Raw genomic sequence first — 16,400 nt, forward strand, 5'->3', positions numbered from 1 at the left:
ACCCCTTACTCACTTCAATGTGAATAAGGGGTCTTCTCAATTATACGAAGCAAGGAATTTGCGGGTTGAACGTCTTGTTGTTCTCCGTCATGACCTGCTTTTTAATTTTGCCTTCTCCGAGGTAGACGATGCGGTCAGCAAGCGCTTCGGCATCTTCCTCATCATGTGTCACGAAAATCGTCGTCGTGCCCGTCTGCTTCAACAGGCGACGCAAATCGTCGCGAATCCGGTGCTGAAGTGACGTATCCAAGTTACTGAACGGTTCGTCTAGAATCAAGAGCGCTGGCTTCGGTGCGAGCGCACGCGCGAGCGCGACACGCTGCTGTTGTCCCCCACTGAGCTCATAAGGGTAGCGGTGGCGAAATTCCGTCAAGTTGACGAGTTCGAGCATCTCTTCGACACGCGCATTCCGTTCCTTGCGGTTCAGTTTATGAAGACCGAACCGAATGTTCTTTTCAACGGTCATGTGCGGAAAGAGTGCGTAGTCTTGGAAGACCATCCCGACGCCACGATCTTCTGGCGGCATGAACTGACAATCGTCGCAACAGACACAGTCGTTCACGACGACGACGCCCTGGTTCGGCATCTCGAGTCCCGCGATCAAACGGAGAATCGTACTTTTCCCAGAACCGCTGTCCCCAAGAAGCGAGACGATTTCACCTTTTGTGATTGAAATCGAAAACCCTTTGATGGTTTCTTCATTTGCACCTTTATAGCTAAAATATAAATCGTTGATTTGAACGAACATTAGTCGGCCTCCTTATCAAGCACCTTGTGGGAAACGAATATCAACAGTCCACTCATGAGGACGATGACGATGGAAGCGAGTGCCGCTTCGTGAATCTTCTCATCACTCACGTATTTGAACGCCTGTGTCGCAAGCGTCGAAAAGTTAAATGGTTGTAAAAAGAGCGTCAGCGGCAACTCTTTCATAATATCAATAAAGACGAGGATGAACGCGCTCATGATGGCACCTTTGATCATCGGAATATCGACGCGGAAGAACGTTTGGACGGTATTCCATCCCAACATGCGGGACGCTTCCGTGAACGACTTCCCGACCTTCTCGAATCCGCTCTCAATCGAGTTGTAACCGATCGCGAGGAAGCGGATGACGTAAGCAAAGATGAGCATGATGAGCGTCGTTCGGAATACGAACGTCTGACTCAAGTCGAGCGCACGTGCCAGATTAAGCACTTTGTCATCGAGCCATAAGAAGAGCGTGATGACCGCGATGGCGATCGCTGCTCCCGGAATCGAATACCCAAGCGTCGTCACTTTTGAAATGACGCGTGTCATGTTCGACGGGAATAGTCGCGTATAGTTCGCAATGATGAGTGCGAACAGTAGGATAATCACGGTCGCGGTAAAGGCGACCCGTACCGTATTCCAAACGAGTTGCCAAAATTCTTCCGTAAAGACCGTATCGAACGTCAGGAACGTCCATGCCGTCAGCTGCGTGAACGGGATGACGAATGCAATCGCAAAGACGATCGAGACATAAGCGAATACCGCATAGCGATGCCAGCCTTGAAGCGGCCTCGGTTTGAGCGGTTTCACTTTTGTCGAAGCGTAACTGAACTGTTTCCGTCCTCGTACGAGCCGCTCCATCGTCAAGATGGCGATGACGAGAATCATAAGGGTACCTGCTAGCTTCAATGCGGACGACGTGTCTTTCATCCCGAACCATGTGCTAAAAATGGCCGTACTGAACGTCTGAATCCCAAAATATTTCACGACCCCATAGTCGTTCAGCACTTCCATCAAAACGAGACTGACACCACCGATGATGGCGACTCGAGAAATCGGTATGACGACGGTGAAGAAAATGTCCCACGACCCGCGACCGAGAATCCGTGCGTTCTCAATCATCGAGGACGACTGGTTATGGAGGAACGCACGAGTGATTGTATAAATATATGGATAGAGGAACAAGGTGAAGATGAACACTGTCCCTTGAATCGACATGATATTGAAGTACGATTGATCGACGGTGATACCAAATTCATTTCGTAACGTCGTTTGAATCACTCCGGTGTAATTTAAAATGCCATGATACGTGTACGCCCCGATATAAGGCGGAATCGCGAGCGGCAAGATGAGTGCCCATTTAAAGAAACGACGGAACGGGAAATCATAGACGGTCACGAACCAAGCGAGGCTCGTCCCGATCACGGTCGTCAGTACACCTGTGGCTAACATGATGAATAGCGTGTTTCGTACGTAACGGGGAAGCAAGTACTCTTGGATGTGCTGCCAATTGTCATTGACCGGCGCAAACAATTCGACGAGCACGACAATTCCCGGTAGGACGATCAATAAAATCGCAAGAAAGCTGAGAATCGCCCATCCATTCAGTTGTCGTTTTACTGCGTGCCAGTTCATGTCGTACCGCTCCCGTTCTGTAAACTATCAATTCCTGTCCCATCATATCAGTTTCCATGCTTCCCGTGTAGCGCCTAGGGTGTGAGAAACGCAAAAATCTCCGGCCTGAACTCTCGTTCAAGCCGAAGTCATCTTACTTCCAACCTACTTCGTTAAAGATGCGAATTGCTTCTTGTTGGTTTTCACCAAGTACTGAGAGGTTGATGTCTTGTTCCTTGAACTCGCCCCATGATTGAAGAAGCTCGTTCGGCTCAACCGACTCGTTGACTGGGTATTCGTAGTTTACACTCGCAAACTTCTCTTGAGCTGACGGTTCTGACATGAACTCCATCAATTTTTGAGCATTTTCTGTGTTCTTCGATGCTTTTGTCATCGCGATTCCAGAAATGTTCACGTGTGTGCCTGTTGTATCCTGATTCGGGAAGAAGACACCGAGCTCTTCAGCGACTTTCTTCTCTTCTTCGTCTTCAGAGTTCAACATGAGTCCCATGTAATACGTATTCATGATGGCGACGTCCCCTTCACCGGCGACAACGGCTTTCGCTTGGTCACGGTCATTCCCTTGTGGATCACGTGCCATGTTGTTCACTAAGCCTTTCGCCCACTCTTTCGCCTCATCGACGCCGTTTACTTCGATGAATGATGCGAGGAGTGAGATGTTGTACATGTTTTCAGACGGACGGACGAGTACTTTGCCGTTCCATTGTTCTTCCGTCAACGCTTCATACGTCGACAACTCTTCTGGCTTCACGCGATCTTTTGAATACACGATGACACGCGCACGTTTCGTCAAACCGAACCATTCGTTGTCCGTGTCACGATATTTCGCAGGGATGTTTGACTCAAGCTCATCGCTATCGACCGCTTGGAGGTGCCCCGCTTCTTTTGCCTGATACAAGTTCCCAGCATCTGCCGTAATGAAGAGGTCCGCCTCAGTACTCTCACCTTCAGTGTTCAAACGCTCGAGGAGTTCGTCACTCTTTCCTTCCACCACGTTGACTTTGATGCCTGTTTCTTCTTCAAACTGCTTGTATAATTGTTGATCGACATCGTAGTGGCGACTCGAGTAAACATTGACGACGTTCGAATCGTCTGAGCCTTCATTTGAAGTTGTCTCATCTGTGCTTGCACAAGCGGCAAGGAGTGATGTCGTTAACGCTGCTGAAATTCCTAAAGCTGCATATTTTTTGTTCATCTGTCATTCCCCCACATTCGGTTATTTCTCTCTGGTAATGATAATTACTCTCAATAACTATCATTACTGATAATCATTCTCACGTCAAGGATTTTCTGCAATCGCTATCCGTTTGAATGTGCGCTTTATGACAGTTTTGAAGGTATCATTTCTTGACTTCAAAAGATTGCGGACGATATAGTAAGACCAAACAAACCGTCTGGTCGGTACAGAAAGAGGTGAATGTATGACAAACCGATCGAACATCACAAAACAAAAGCTATTGGATGCGGCAACGGACATCATTATGAATCATGGAGTTCACCAACTCACGTTGGACGAGGTCGCCAAAACTGCAGGGATTTCAAAAGGTGGCCTCCTTTATCACTACCCTTCAAAGGAAGCATTGATGACTGCGATGGTTGAACGATTACAACAAGAACAAAACGAGTTATATGTTTCGTTGCAACAAGAAGGTCACGGACCAGTCGAAGCATTCGTTCGTCTGTTTGACGAGACGAAGTTACATCCTGAGCGAGCAACCATTCAAATCGACGTCGAGAAAATGATTGCATTTCTTACGTTGTTCGCTGTCGACCAAGAGTATGCGGATCGTTGGAAACATGATTTAGATACGTTCTTCGCACAGTTCCAACAAACGGCCGACCCAGTGGAAACGATGATCATTCGTTATGCACTCGAAGGCATGATGATGTCCGAACACTTCGGTGTCGGTGTTCCCCCTACCGAACTCAAACAAGCAATCATCGAACGCTTGATTGATCGGGCACATAAAATCGACAACCATTCATAAAAACAACACAACCATTCATAAAAACAACATTAGAGGAGATTAAAACACATGCAGAAAATCACGTCCTTCTCCGTCAACAACAAGTTCGCCGTCTGGTTGATGACAATCATTTTGACGGCCGCCGGTCTTTTCGCCGGTTTGACGATGAAGCTTGAGACATTACCGGACATTACGACACCGACCGTCTCAGTCACAACCATCTATCCTGGTGCTTCACCTGAGCAAGTGCTTGAAGAAGTCAGTAGCGTCCTCGAAGAGCGCCTTCAAAGTCTAAATGGCGTTGAGCAAGTTCGTTCTTCATCGTTCCAAAACGCATCAAACATTCAAATCGACTATGACTTCAGTACAGACATGGATGAAGCCGAACAGCAAGTGAAAGACGCGTTAAGTAACGTCGAGTTGCCCGAGTCGACACAAGAGCCTCAAGTGTCGCGTCTCAGTTTCGACGCTTTCCCAGTAGTCGGAGCTGCCATCTCGGATGAAAGCCTTGATTTGGCCGAATTGACAAAGCTCGTTGAAGAAGAAGTGCAACCTGCCCTTGAAGGGGTAGAAGGCGCACAAACCGTCCAAATTGCCGGACAAGAGATTCGCCGCGTCGAACTCCAATTCGACCAGGAAGCGCTCGCTGAATACAATTTGACGGAAGATACGGTCAAACAATTGATTCAAGCGAACGATGCCCGTATCGTCCTCGGGTTATATGAATTAGGCGACACAGAGCAAGCGGTCGTCATCGACGGAAAATCAGAGACTCTCGAAGCGTTCCGCGACCTTCAAATCCCGTACTCACCAGCCCAGTCTACACCGGCGACACCGTCTGCTCCGACGGAATTGCCACCTGGTCAAACGCCAGACGTCCCGACGGAAACGCCATCGGCATTACCACCGAACGTCCCGACTGCGGTTCCGACCGTTGCGTTGAGTGAGCTTGCAACGATCGAAGACAAAGGAATCGAAGAATCGATTTCTCGCTCGAACGGTGAACGTTCAATCGGCGTACAAGTGACGAAAACACAAGATGCGAACACGGTTGATGTCGTCAACGCCGTCAAAGAAGTATTGAATGACTTCGAGGCAGAGTATGATACAGCGAACGTATCCATCACACTCGACCAAGGACAACCAATTGAAGAATCGGTCGAAACGATGTTATCAAAAGCATTGCTCGGTGGTTTATTCGCCATCTTGATTATCTTAGTGTTCTTGCGTAACTTCCGATCGACGATTATCGCTGTCATCTCGATCCCATTGTCACTTCTCATGGCACTCATCGTGTTGAAACAATTGGACATCACGTTGAATATCATGACACTCGGTGCGATGACCGTTGCGATTGGACGCGTCGTCGATGACTCCATCGTCGTCATCGAGAACATTTACCGTCGACTCACACGGTCGAACGAACCACTTCGCGGTAAAGAATTGATCATCGCGGCGACAAAAGAAGTATTCATCCCGATCGCCTCGTCGACAATCGTTACAATCGCGGTATTCTTACCGCTCGGATTTGTCACAGGATTTGTCGGTGAATTGTTCTTGCCGTTCGCATTGACTGTCGTATTTGCCCTTCTCGCTTCGTTGCTCGTGGCGATTACGGTCGTTCCGATGATGGCCGACTCGTTCTTTAAAAACCGTGACAAGTTGAAGCCAGAAGAAGGTCCAGGTAAGCTCGCGGAATGGTATCGCGGCGTCTTGAACTGGTCACTGAACCATAAACTCGTCGTCTTCGGACTCGCGACTGCTCTTCTTATCGGAAGCTTCGCTCTTGTTCCGGCGATTGGAGTCAACTTCTTGAATCAGGATTCGGAGAAGACGTTGTTCGTCACGTTCGACCCAGAACCGGGTCAAACGCTTGAAGACTCGATTGCTGCGGCAGAAGTGGCAGAAGAATACTTCATGGAAGAACAACCGAACGCAACGGACGTTCAGTTCACGGTCGGTGGAGAGAACCCACTGAACCCTGGGAACAACAAACAAGGGATTTTCATCGTTCAATACGATCCGGACACAGAAGATTTTGCTGATGTGAAACTGGCAGACATCGAGAAGTTAAATGAACTCGCCTCAAGTGGGGAGTGGAAAGAACAAGACTTCTCTGGTGGCGGTGCGACGAGTGGCGTCACGTATAACGTGTATGCCAACTCACTTGAAGATTTAGAAGCCATCGTGCCGACGTTCATCGAAACGATTGAAGAAGAAACAGACTATGTCCGTCAAGCGACATCTGACTTACGTGAGTCATATGTACAATATACGTTCAACGTCGATCAACAGGCTGCAGCAGAAGCCGGTGTATCGGCAGGTCAAATCGCACAAGTCATCAGCCAATTCCAGGCACCCGAAAGCCCACTTGCGAGCGTGACGGTAGATGACAAACAATTAGACGTCATCATCCCGAACGAGCAAGTGACGTATGACAGTGTCGATGACTTACAAGCACAAGAAATCACGACACCGTTCGGTCCACGCCCGATCTCAGACTTTATTGAAATCGAAGAAGGCACGACACCGGACACACTCGTCGAGCGCGACGGAAAACTGCTCGCCCAAGTAAGTGTTGAACTCAGCACAGATAAAGCGACAGAAGCGTCTGCTGCGATTGAAGAACGCGTATCAGACATTGAACTCCCATCTGGCGTAACGTACGATGTCGGTGGGGTAACGGAACAGATCCAAGAATCGTTCACACAGCTCGGTCTTGCGATGCTTGCCGCGATCGCCATCGTCTACTTGGTCCTCGTCATCACATTCGGTGGAGCTCTCACGCCATTTGTCGTGTTGTTCTCACTTCCGTATGCGATTATCGGGGGACTTGTCGCCCTCCTCATCACAGGTGAAACGATTTCGGTTTCTGCCTTGATCGGGGCACTCATGTTGATCGGGATTGTCGTCACGAACGCCATCGTCTTGATTGACCGCGTCATTCATAAAGAAGAAGCTGGTTTATCAACACGTGAAGCGTTACTTGAGGCAGCAGGCACACGCCTTCGCCCAATCTTGATGACCGCACTTGCGACCATCGGTGCACTCGCACCGCTCGCACTCGGTCTCGAGGGTGGCGCACTCATCTCGAAAGGTCTCGGGGTCACCGTGATCGGCGGACTTACAAGTTCGACGCTTCTCACGTTGCTCATCGTACCGATCGTCTATGAGTTCTTCGCACGATTCCGTAAGAAAAAACAAGCGTAAGCCTAAAACATGCGCAGCGGAATAAACCGCTGCGCATGTTTTATATTTCAATGATATATAGCTGTTCCGCACAATCCGGAACTTCAAAGAATGACGTCACATGATGAAAGACTTCTTCCGTATCAAATGCCGCTCGTTCCGGTTCCATGATGCGACGTTTATGAATCTGTCGAAGACATTGTTCGTCACTTCGGTTTAGATAAACCAAGCAGTGATCCGCTCCCACGTCCTGTGCAAGTTTTAGAAACCAGGCTCGAGACGACTTCGTATTTGCCGGAAAATCCATCACGACATTCATCCCTAGTTTTAACAATTGTTTCACATGAGATTCAAGAAGTGGCTTCAGCAGAGTAGCATGTTTTCTGTAGTCCTCAAACGTATGAATTTGATTAGGATATAGGGTAGATAACCATTCATCTTCGGACAAAAGAACGGCTTGTTTTTCAGTAGCCAGTTGTTTGGCCTTCGTTGATTTTCCAGCCCCCATTTTTCCACATAAGAAATAAAGTGTTCCCTTCTCTTCCATCGCTCTATCTTCCTCCTCTTCATCGAGTAGAATAAACGTATTATACCCTTCTCTTGACCTATCCCGTTGAATTTGAGAAGATTCATACGTTTTGATTGATGCGAAAGGAAGTCATGTAAATGAAATTATTAAAATGGGTGATTGGACTCACGCTCTTGTTCGGGTTGAGTACACTCGGCAACTGGATTGTCGAAACATTCTCTTGGAAAGTACCAGGCAGCGTCATCGGTATGGTGCTCTTGCTCGTCCTCTTAGTAACGAAAGTCATCCGCGTGGAATGGATTGAAGACAGTGCCGGATATTTGACGAAGCATCTCGCCTTCTTCTTCATCCCGATTGCCGTCGGTCTCATGGCATATGGTACGTTGTTAAAAGCTGCCGGCATCCCACTCCTCATCACGTTACTCATTAGCATGGCGGTCGGAATGATTGTGACGGCGCTCGTTTCCGGGAAAGAAGGTGAGACGTCATGACATACGTCTGGATCGGATTGACGATTCTCGTATATACGCTTAGTCGTCAACTCTCTAAAAAATGGGCATCCCCATTCACCAATGTCGTCTTCTTAAGTACAGCGATTTTGATTCTCCTGTTACTCGTGACAGGACAGTCCTATGATACGTATAAACCGGCTACCGATATCATCACAATCCTACTCGGGCCAGCGACGGTCGCTCTCGGATTGCCGCTCTATCGTAACTTACCCGTACTACTCGCCCGGGCAAAGCGAGCCTTGAGTGCGATCGTCATCGGGTCTCTCTCTACAATTTTTGTCGCTGTGCTCTTCGGGAAATTGTTTTCGTTTACCGAAAACGTGTTGATTGCGCTATCGGTCAAGTCGGCCACCTCCCCGATTGCCCTTGAATTGGCTCGACAGTTAGAAGGGGATGCGACACTTGCAGCCTCGATTGCTGTCGCCTGCGGTATTTTAGGTGCGATGCTCGGACCAGTGTTGTTGACATGGATTCATATGGACGACCCGTTCACGCGTGGCATTGCGCTCGGTACCATCAGTCACGGAATCGGGACCGCTCAGGCGGCAACTGAACATCCGCTGTCTGGCGCTACAGGTGGTGCCGCGATGGGATTGACGGCCATCTTCACATCGTTTATCTTGCCCATTTTATATCCGTTTCTCTTTTGAACAGGTCACACCCATTTCATCGATGGGCGTGACTTTTTTGTTTCGACTTCGAGCGCGCGTGATAAACTAATGAAGATGAAACTTTTTAGAGGAGGGCAATCCATGCAAGCAAAATTAATTGAACGCTTAATGACTTATGCAAAGATCGATACACAGTCTGACTTCACGAGTACAACAACACCATCGACGGCCAAACAATGGGATTTGATTCGTCATTTGGAGAAAGAATTAAAAGAACTCGGACTGACAGATGTCGAGACGGATGAATACGGCTATCTATTCGCCACACTTCCAAGTAACGTCGATTATGACGTCCCGACAATCGGATTCCTCGCTCACGTGGACACAGCGACCGACTTCACAGGAACGAACGTCTCACCTCAACTCGTCGAGCATTATGAAGGTGGCGACATTGTCTTAAACGAGTCGCTTAATGTCGTCTTATCACCAAAAGACTTCCCGGAACTTGACGGGTATGTCGGGCATACGCTCATGACAACCGACGGCACGACACTCCTCGGTGCGGATGATAAGGCAGGGATCGCTGAAATCGTCACAGCTGTCGAATACTTATTGGCTCATCCTGAGATTCCACACGGGACGGTTCGCATTGCCTTCACACCAGATGAAGAAATCGGGCGTGGACCACATAAATTCGATGTCGCCCGTTTTAATGCGGACTTCGCTTACACGATGGACGGGGGACCGCTCGGAGAGTTGCAGTATGAGAGCTTTAACGCATCCGGTGCGACCGTCACCTTCCACGGGACGAACGTGCACCCAGGTAGCGCGAAAAATAAGATGGTCAACTCGATGAAGCTCGCGATGGCGTTCCAAAACCGTTTACCGGCTGATGAGGCACCAGAGCGTACGAGCAACTACGAAGGATTCTTCCATTTGAACGGCTTCAATGGGGATGTGGAGAAGACGACACTTCAATACATTATCCGCGATCACGACAAACAGAAGTTCGAAGCGCGTAAAGCATTGATGGAGAAACTTGTCCTCGAATGGAAACAAAAATACGGGGAAGAGCGGATTGAAATCAAGATGGAAGATCAGTATTACAACATGGCCGAGAAAATCGAACCGGTGAAACACATCGTCGATACCGTCGCTGACGTCATGCGCGGCCTTGACATCGAACCGAAGATTGAACCGATTCGTGGCGGGACAGACGGATCGCAACTTTCTTACATGGGTCTTCCGACACCGAACATTTTCACGGGTGGCGAAAACTATCACGGGAAGTTCGAATACATCTCTGTGAACAACATGGAAAAAGCAACAACGGTCATCATCGAAACACTTCGCACATTCGCGAAGCGTGCACAAGCATAACAAATGCGCCTCCAATCGTTCTCTTTTACACTAGAGACATTGGAGGCGATTTTGATGAAACATACATTTAGCATGAACCTCGGCTGGGATGGCGGACGAAATGACGTCGGTACCCTCGAGGCCGAGCGATTAAAGACACAGATTTCGATTCCACCCGAAATGGACGGTCCTGGAGTCGGTACGAATCCGGATGAGATGTTACTCGGGGCCGCGGCCACGTGTTATATCATCACACTCGCAGCCGTACTCGGACGAAGTGACTTGACTCACCGTGGCATCACGATTGATGCGGAAGGGATCGTCGATGTGACGAACGGCATCTTCACCTATGAGACGATTCGCTATGCGACAACGATTCAAGTACCTGTAGATATGACTGACCGAGAGATCACACTAGTCGAGCGCATTGCGAAAAAAGCGAAAGATCAATGTATGATTTCACGCGCGCTCGCAGGAAATATGGCGTTTGAACTCGATACGACTGTTATACGAGTCGACTAAAGCCGTCATGATGATGGCTTTTTCTGTGACTTTGCCTATGTCATCATTATAGTTTTTATGCGACACTGCGCGATTTTTAAAAACGTGATACAATACACGTCGTAAACTAATCAGAAAAACGAGGGATACCATACATGATTACAGTAAATAACGTCAGCCTACAATTTGGCGGCCGCAAGTTGTTTGAAGAGGTGAACATCAAGTTCACGCCAGGCAACTGTTACGGATTGATCGGTGCGAACGGTGCCGGTAAATCGACATTCTTAAAGATTTTATCAGGTGAGCAAGATACGACGACGGGTGATGTCAGCATCACACCGGGTGAGCGTCTCGCCGTCCTCAAACAGGACCATTACGCGTATGAGGACAGTGCGGTTCTCGAGACCGTCATCATGGGTCACGAGCGTCTCTACAAAGTAATGAAAGAAAAAGACGCCATCTACATGAAAGAAGATTTCTCAGATGAAGACGGGATGCGCGCAGCTGAACTCGAAGGCGAATTCGCTGAGTTGAACGGTTGGGAAGCAGAGTCAGAAGCCTCGATGGTCCTTCAAGGTCTCGGCATCACAGAAGCGCTCCACCAGAAACAAATGAGCGAACTCACAGGTGGGGAGAAAGTCAAAGTCCTTCTTGCCCAAGCGCTCTTCGGTAAGCCAGATATCCTCCTCTTAGACGAGCCGACCAACGGACTTGACCTAAAAGCGATTCAATGGTTGGAAGAGTTCTTGATCAACTTTGAAAACACAGTTATCGTCGTTTCCCACGACCGTCACTTCTTGAACAAAGTCTGTACGCACATGGCAGACCTCGACTTTGGAAAAATCCAATTGTATGTCGGGAACTACGACTTCTGGTATGAGTCAAGCCAACTTGCTACACGTATGGCTTCAGACCAGAACAAGAAAAAAGAAGAGAAAATCAAAGAACTTCAAAACTTCATCGCGCGTTTCAGCTCGAACGCCTCAAAGGCCCGTCAAGCGACGTCACGTAAGAAGTTGCTCGATAAGATCACACTCGATGACATTCGTCCGTCGTCACGTCGTTACCCGTTCGTCGGATTCACGATGGAGCGCGAGATCGGGAACGATGTTCTCTATGTCGACAACGTATCGAAGACGATCGATGGCGTAAAAGTACTCGACAACGTCACGTTTTCACTCAACAAGACGGACAAAGTCGCATTCGTCGGTCGTTCGGACGTTGCCATCACAACACTCTTTAAAATTCTTATGGGTGAGATGGAGCCAGATACAGGTTCGGTCAAATGGGGCGTGACGACGACTCAGTCATACTTCCCGAAAGACAACTCGGAGTACTTCGAAGGCTCAGAAAAGAGTATTTTGGACTGGTTGCGTCAATTCTCACCTGCCGATGAGTCAGATACGTTCCTTCGTGGATTCCTCGGTCGCATGCTCTTCTCAGGTGAAGAAGTCATGAAGAAGGCGTCTGTCCTCTCAGGGGGAGAAAAAGTACGCTGCATGCTCTCGAAGATGATGCTCTCGAACTCGAACGTGCTTGTCCTCGACGATCCGACGAACCACTTGGATCTTGAATCGATCACAGCTCTCAACAATGGTCTCGAGACGTTCAAAGGCGTACTCCTCTTCAGCTCACATGACCATCAGCTCATCTCGACGATTGCGACACGCATCATCGAAGTTACACCAAACGGCATCGTGGACAAAGAAGCATCGTACGATGAGTTCCTCGAGAATGAAACGCTTCAACAACAAGTTGAATCCCTATATCAAAATGCATAATAAAAAATCGGCTCAACGCGAGCCGATTTTTTATTTAACGTCTACCGTCTCCATCACGTGCTCATGAATATCATGACCTTTCGTAACATGAACTTGAACGTTGTATGCACCAGATTCAGTAAAGGTGTGTGCACCTTTATACATCCCAGCATCTGCTTCCTCTAACTTCACCCACTCATGTTTGTCTGCCCCGTCTTGGAAGATTTCGAGTTGTACGTCTGCCCCAGCGAGCATCTCCTCTTCAATCATGACGTGCACCATGAACGGCTGTTCTTCACCTGCTGTCGCCTCTTTTGGGTCAAACGTGATGTCCGCTCCAGCGTGGTGATGATGCTCACTATCCTCTGTTTCTTCGGCGGCTGTTTCCGGGTGTCCGACTGTTACTTTTGTCGTTGGCATCGTATGCATAGAGCGAGCCGTCACATGAACTTGAATCGTGTAGACCGCTTCTTCAACGAACGTCGCCTCTGCTTCATAAACGCCATCTTTCGTGAGCGTCGCCTTAATTATGTCGCTCTCTTCTTTCGCATCATTCTTCCATACTTCAAACTTGATTTCATCTGCGTCGTCTACAGGTTGACCTTCTTGCGTGACATAGACCGACAATGGCACTGTTTCTCCTTTTTCCGCTGTTGCGGCAACCGTCAACTCTGCCTCTACCGGTTCCATCGATTGTGGAACAGCCGCGCTTTCTGCTTCTTTCTCCGTACCGCACGCTCCGAGTATAAACAACCCGAAAAGCCCAAACACGACCCCAAACCGTGTCACCATTTTTTTCATCATGAATCCTCCTCATAAATCGCTTACATCTTTCACACATTGTTCATGATACCATCTCTTTCCAAAAAGAGTGTGAGCATTCTGTGATATATCCCGCGATACATTCTCACAATTTTCACACATCTAGTCGATACAAATTCGTTATAAACCCATTCCCGTATTTTAGTCCGTCATTTCAAAAAACGGGTATATAAAATATATGTAGCGTGCATTCGGAAATTCTTAACATCAAGAAGATGACATCATGAATGGAGGCGAATTCAGATGAAACGTAAGGTCATTCGTGGGACGATGGCACTCTTCATCTTATTGGCGATGGTGATCACACAATCGATTTCCGTCAGTGCCGCCGCTTCAACATTTATTACGAGCGTGAACACGACGAGTAAAGTCGTCGCGTTGACGTTCGATGATGGGGCAGACGGCGCAAACACGAACAAAATTTTAGACATTTTGGCAAAAAACAACGTCAAAGCTACTTTCTTTTTGACAGGTTCGGGTGCGAACAACCATCCACAATACATTAAAAATATCGCCGCAAAAGGACATCAGCTCGGTAACCACTCATATACACACCCTGATTTCACAAAACTGACTGCTACCCAAATGAAATCCGAACTCGACCGCACGGAAGCTTTGATAAAATCATTGACCGGAAAAACGACAAAGCCGATTTTTAGAGCTCCATTTGGTGCCGTCAATAGTGCCGTGTTGAACGGTGTCGGTGCTGCCGGATACGGATATACGATTCAATGGAACATCGACACAATCGACTGGAAAGGACTGACCGCGAGCCAAATCAACACGAAAGTACAAACCAATATTAAACCGGGTTCAATCGTCTTGATGCATACAGGTGCGGGGGCACCAGGTACCCCACTCGCATTACCGACGATGATTTCGCAACTCAAAGCAAAAGGGTACAAATTCGTCACGGTCTCGCAATTACTTGCCTATCAAAACACATCGACGAATAAAACGTATACTGTGAAGTCAGGCGACACGTTATACAGCATCGCACGGACGTATGGTGTCACTGTATCCGATCTCGCAGCCGCTAACAACATCACGAACGTCAATCTCATCAGTGTCGGACAAGTGCTCATCATTCCAGGAACAACCGTCACACCTCCACCTACAACGACCGTGAAGTATACGGTGAAGTCGGGCGACACACTCTATAAAATTGCGACGATATACAATACAACCGTTGCGAAGATTGCAGCCGCTAACAAGATCACAAACATCAATCTCATCAGTGTCGGTCAGGTGCTCATCATTCCTGGAACAACCGTCACACCACCCCCTTCGACGACTGTGAAGTACACGGTAAAGTCGGGCGATACACTCTATAAGATTGCGACCATGTACAATACGACTGTCGCAAAAATCGCTGCCGCCAATAACATCACGAACGTCAATCTCATCAGTGTCGGTCAAGTGTTGACCATTCCGAAATGACACGCCCCAAACAAAAATAACCGCTGCACGTGCAGCGGTTATTAGCTTCTCATTAATTTGTGAACTGCTCCGCTTCTGTTGATCCAGCCAGTGCAGTCGTTGATGATTGTCCACCTGAGATGACGAGCGACACTTCGTCGAAATAACCCGTTCCGACTTCACGTTGGTGACGTGTCGCCGTGTACCCATGTACTTCAGCCGCAAATTCTGCTTGTTGTAACTCTGAATATGCCGCCATGCCACGATCTTTGTAACCGCGTGCAAGTTCGAACATCCCGAAGTTGAGCGCGTGGAATCCAGCGAGTGTGACGAACTGGAACTTGTAGCCCATCGCACCGATTTCTTGTTGGAACGTTGCAATCTCTTCGTCTGACAACTTCTTCTTCCAGTTGAATGATGGCGAACAGTTGTAAGCGAGAAGTTTGCCCGGATACTTCGCATGAATCGCTTCGGCAAATTGACGGGCTTCCGCCAAGTCTGGTTCAGATGTCTCACACCAGACGAGGTCTGCATATGGTGCATAAGCGAGACCGCGAGCGATTGCTTGCTCGATGCCGGCTTCCGTGCGATAGAAGCCTTCCGGTGTACGCTCTCCAATGATGAACGGGTGATCGATTGGATCGATGTCGCTCGTGATCAAGTTCGCCGCGTGCGCATCTGTCCGCGCCACGATAATCGTCGGGACACCCATGACGTCTGCTGCGAGTCGAGCCGAAATCAAGTTTTTCACAGCCGTCTGTGTCGGGAGCAATACCTTCCCACCGAGGTGACCACATTTCTTCTCAGACGAAAGCTGGTCTTCGAGGTGAACACCGGCAGCACCGGCTTCAATCATCGACTTCGTCAATTCGAATACGTTGAGCACACCACCGAATCCGGCTTCCATATCTGCGACAATCGGTGCGAACCAATGCGTGTCGCCTTTCCCTTCTGCCGTCTGAATTTGATCGGCACGTTGAAGCGCTTGGTTGATTCGTTTAACGACACTTGGCACTGAGTTGGCCGGATATAAACTTTGGTCCGGATACATCTGACCCGAAAGGTTAGCATCCGCCGCTACTTGCCATCCGCTCAAATAAATGGCTTCAAGTCCTGCCTTCACTTGTTGGATGGCTTGGTTTCCAGTCAACGCACCGAGTGCATGAACGTAGTCACGATCGTGCATCAATTTCCACAAGCGTTCCGCTCCCTTTGTCGCAAGCGTCTGTTCAATCACGATGGACCCCCGTAATTTCATCACATCCTCTACAGAGTATGGACGTTCTACCCCTTCAAATCGTTCTGACTTCCAGATGTTTCCTAATTCTTCGCGTTGTTTCATCTAT

General features: G+C 48.5%; 14 protein-coding genes. 8 read left to right on the top strand and 6 right to left on the bottom strand.

What is annotated here, in order from left to right; all coding sequences use genetic code 11:
* Positions 1 to 40: 40 nt before the first annotated feature.
* The 3 genes from KNO76_RS07920 to KNO76_RS07930 form a co-directional block, all read right to left on the bottom strand.
* Positions 41 to 748, bottom strand: coding sequence for an ABC transporter ATP-binding protein (locus KNO76_RS07920; RefSeq protein WP_214884456.1), 708 nt, complete (start codon positions 746 to 748; stop codon positions 41 to 43).
* Positions 748 to 2,385 carry an ABC transporter permease gene (locus tag KNO76_RS07925; protein WP_026824596.1) on the bottom strand — a complete coding sequence of 546 codons (1,638 nt, stop codon included), beginning with the start codon at positions 2,383 to 2,385 and terminating at the stop codon, positions 748 to 750. Before KNO76_RS07925 ends, KNO76_RS07920 begins: the two co-directional genes overlap by 1 nt.
* A 133-nt stretch (positions 2,386 to 2,518) precedes the next feature.
* On the bottom strand, positions 2,519 to 3,580 hold the full coding sequence (locus KNO76_RS07930) for a Fe(3+) ABC transporter substrate-binding protein (RefSeq protein WP_214790212.1): 1,062 nt from the start codon (positions 3,578 to 3,580) through the stop codon (positions 2,519 to 2,521).
* Positions 3,581 to 3,806: 226 nt separating this feature from the next.
* On the opposite strand from KNO76_RS07930, the gene KNO76_RS07935 reads away from it, so the two are divergent.
* Together KNO76_RS07935 and KNO76_RS07940 are read left to right on the top strand one after the other, a co-directional pair.
* On the top strand, positions 3,807 to 4,373 hold the full coding sequence (locus KNO76_RS07935; protein ID WP_034770712.1) for a TetR/AcrR family transcriptional regulator: 567 nt from the start codon (positions 3,807 to 3,809) through the stop codon (positions 4,371 to 4,373).
* 48 nt (positions 4,374 to 4,421) lie between these two features.
* Positions 4,422 to 7,562: an efflux RND transporter permease subunit gene (locus tag KNO76_RS07940; RefSeq protein ID WP_214884459.1), complete on the top strand. Its 3,141-nt coding sequence runs from the start codon at positions 4,422 to 4,424 to the stop codon at positions 7,560 to 7,562.
* Positions 7,563 to 7,602: 40 nt separating this feature from the next.
* Here KNO76_RS07940 and KNO76_RS07945 read toward each other — a convergent pair whose 3' ends face one another.
* The gene (locus tag KNO76_RS07945) at positions 7,603 to 8,088 is read right to left on the bottom strand and encodes a P-loop nucleotide/nucleoside kinase family protein (RefSeq protein ID WP_214700888.1); all 486 of its coding nucleotides are present in this window, start codon (positions 8,086 to 8,088) and stop codon (positions 7,603 to 7,605) included.
* Positions 8,089 to 8,207: 119 nt separating this feature from the next.
* Between KNO76_RS07945 and KNO76_RS07950 the strand changes: the two genes are divergently transcribed.
* From KNO76_RS07950 to KNO76_RS07970, 5 genes are all read left to right on the top strand, one after another.
* Positions 8,208 to 8,561 (top strand): CidA/LrgA family protein, encoded by a 354-nt coding sequence (locus KNO76_RS07950; protein ID WP_214884462.1) that lies wholly within the window; start codon positions 8,208 to 8,210, stop codon positions 8,559 to 8,561.
* Complete coding sequence (locus tag KNO76_RS07955; protein WP_214884465.1) at positions 8,558 to 9,232, top strand: LrgB family protein; 675 nt, start codon at positions 8,558 to 8,560, stop codon at positions 9,230 to 9,232. Before KNO76_RS07950 ends, KNO76_RS07955 begins: the two co-directional genes overlap by 4 nt.
* A gap of 102 nt (positions 9,233 to 9,334) precedes the next feature.
* Positions 9,335 to 10,573: a peptidase T gene (gene pepT / locus KNO76_RS07960; RefSeq protein WP_214884468.1), complete on the top strand. Its 1,239-nt coding sequence runs from the start codon at positions 9,335 to 9,337 to the stop codon at positions 10,571 to 10,573.
* Positions 10,574 to 10,624: 51 nt separating this feature from the next.
* The gene (locus tag KNO76_RS07965; RefSeq protein ID WP_483297389.1) at positions 10,625 to 11,074 is read left to right on the top strand and encodes an SACOL1771 family peroxiredoxin; all 450 of its coding nucleotides are present in this window, start codon (positions 10,625 to 10,627) and stop codon (positions 11,072 to 11,074) included.
* 134 nt (positions 11,075 to 11,208) lie between these two features.
* On the top strand, positions 11,209 to 12,834 hold the full coding sequence (locus KNO76_RS07970; protein ID WP_214703617.1) for an ABC-F family ATP-binding cassette domain-containing protein: 1,626 nt from the start codon (positions 11,209 to 11,211) through the stop codon (positions 12,832 to 12,834).
* Between the two features lie 30 nt (positions 12,835 to 12,864).
* Here KNO76_RS07970 and KNO76_RS07975 read toward each other — a convergent pair whose 3' ends face one another.
* Entirely contained in the window at positions 12,865 to 13,614 is a 750-nt protein-coding gene (locus tag KNO76_RS07975; protein WP_214884474.1) for a FixH family protein, read from the bottom strand.
* 264 nt (positions 13,615 to 13,878) lie between these two features.
* Here KNO76_RS07975 and KNO76_RS07980 point away from each other — a divergent pair, with 264 nt between their 5' ends.
* Positions 13,879 to 15,075: a LysM peptidoglycan-binding domain-containing protein gene (locus KNO76_RS07980; protein WP_214884477.1), complete on the top strand. Its 1,197-nt coding sequence runs from the start codon at positions 13,879 to 13,881 to the stop codon at positions 15,073 to 15,075.
* Positions 15,076 to 15,127: 52 nt separating this feature from the next.
* Here the strand turns inward: KNO76_RS07980 and aceA are convergent, their stop codons facing one another.
* Positions 15,128 to 16,396, bottom strand: coding sequence for an isocitrate lyase (aceA, locus tag KNO76_RS07985; RefSeq protein WP_214884480.1), 1,269 nt, complete (start codon positions 16,394 to 16,396; stop codon positions 15,128 to 15,130).
* Positions 16,397 to 16,400: the final 4 nt, after the last annotated feature.

The organism is Exiguobacterium sp. s101 (assembly GCF_018617835.1).
In the GTDB taxonomy this organism is placed as follows: domain Bacteria; phylum Bacillota; class Bacilli; order Exiguobacteriales; family Exiguobacteriaceae; genus Exiguobacterium; species Exiguobacterium marinum.

Excerpts from the sequence above, each read along its gene's own strand:
- KNO76_RS07980 (WP_214884477.1), top strand. The coding sequence starts at position 13,879 with ATGAAACGTAAGGTCATTCGTGGGACGATGGCACTCTTCATCTTATTG.
- KNO76_RS07930 (WP_214790212.1), bottom strand. The coding sequence starts at position 3,580 with ATGAACAAAAAATATGCAGCTTTAGGAATTTCAGCAGCGTTAACGACA.
- KNO76_RS07955 (WP_214884465.1), top strand. The coding sequence starts at position 8,558 with ATGACATACGTCTGGATCGGATTGACGATTCTCGTATATACGCTTAGT.
- KNO76_RS07925 (WP_026824596.1), bottom strand. The coding sequence starts at position 2,385 with ATGAACTGGCACGCAGTAAAACGACAACTGAATGGATGGGCGATTCTC.
- KNO76_RS07935 (WP_034770712.1), top strand. The coding sequence starts at position 3,807 with ATGACAAACCGATCGAACATCACAAAACAAAAGCTATTGGATGCGGCA.
- pepT (WP_214884468.1), top strand. The coding sequence starts at position 9,335 with ATGCAAGCAAAATTAATTGAACGCTTAATGACTTATGCAAAGATCGAT.
- KNO76_RS07970 (WP_214703617.1), top strand. The coding sequence starts at position 11,209 with ATGATTACAGTAAATAACGTCAGCCTACAATTTGGCGGCCGCAAGTTG.
- KNO76_RS07940 (WP_214884459.1), top strand. The coding sequence starts at position 4,422 with ATGCAGAAAATCACGTCCTTCTCCGTCAACAACAAGTTCGCCGTCTGG.
- KNO76_RS07950 (WP_214884462.1), top strand. The coding sequence starts at position 8,208 with ATGAAATTATTAAAATGGGTGATTGGACTCACGCTCTTGTTCGGGTTG.
- KNO76_RS07945 (WP_214700888.1), bottom strand. The coding sequence starts at position 8,088 with ATGGAAGAGAAGGGAACACTTTATTTCTTATGTGGAAAAATGGGGGCT.
- aceA (WP_214884480.1), bottom strand. The coding sequence starts at position 16,396 with ATGAAACAACGCGAAGAATTAGGAAACATCTGGAAGTCAGAACGATTT.
- KNO76_RS07975 (WP_214884474.1), bottom strand. The coding sequence starts at position 13,614 with ATGAAAAAAATGGTGACACGGTTTGGGGTCGTGTTTGGGCTTTTCGGG.
- KNO76_RS07920 (WP_214884456.1), bottom strand. The coding sequence starts at position 748 with ATGTTCGTTCAAATCAACGATTTATATTTTAGCTATAAAGGTGCAAAT.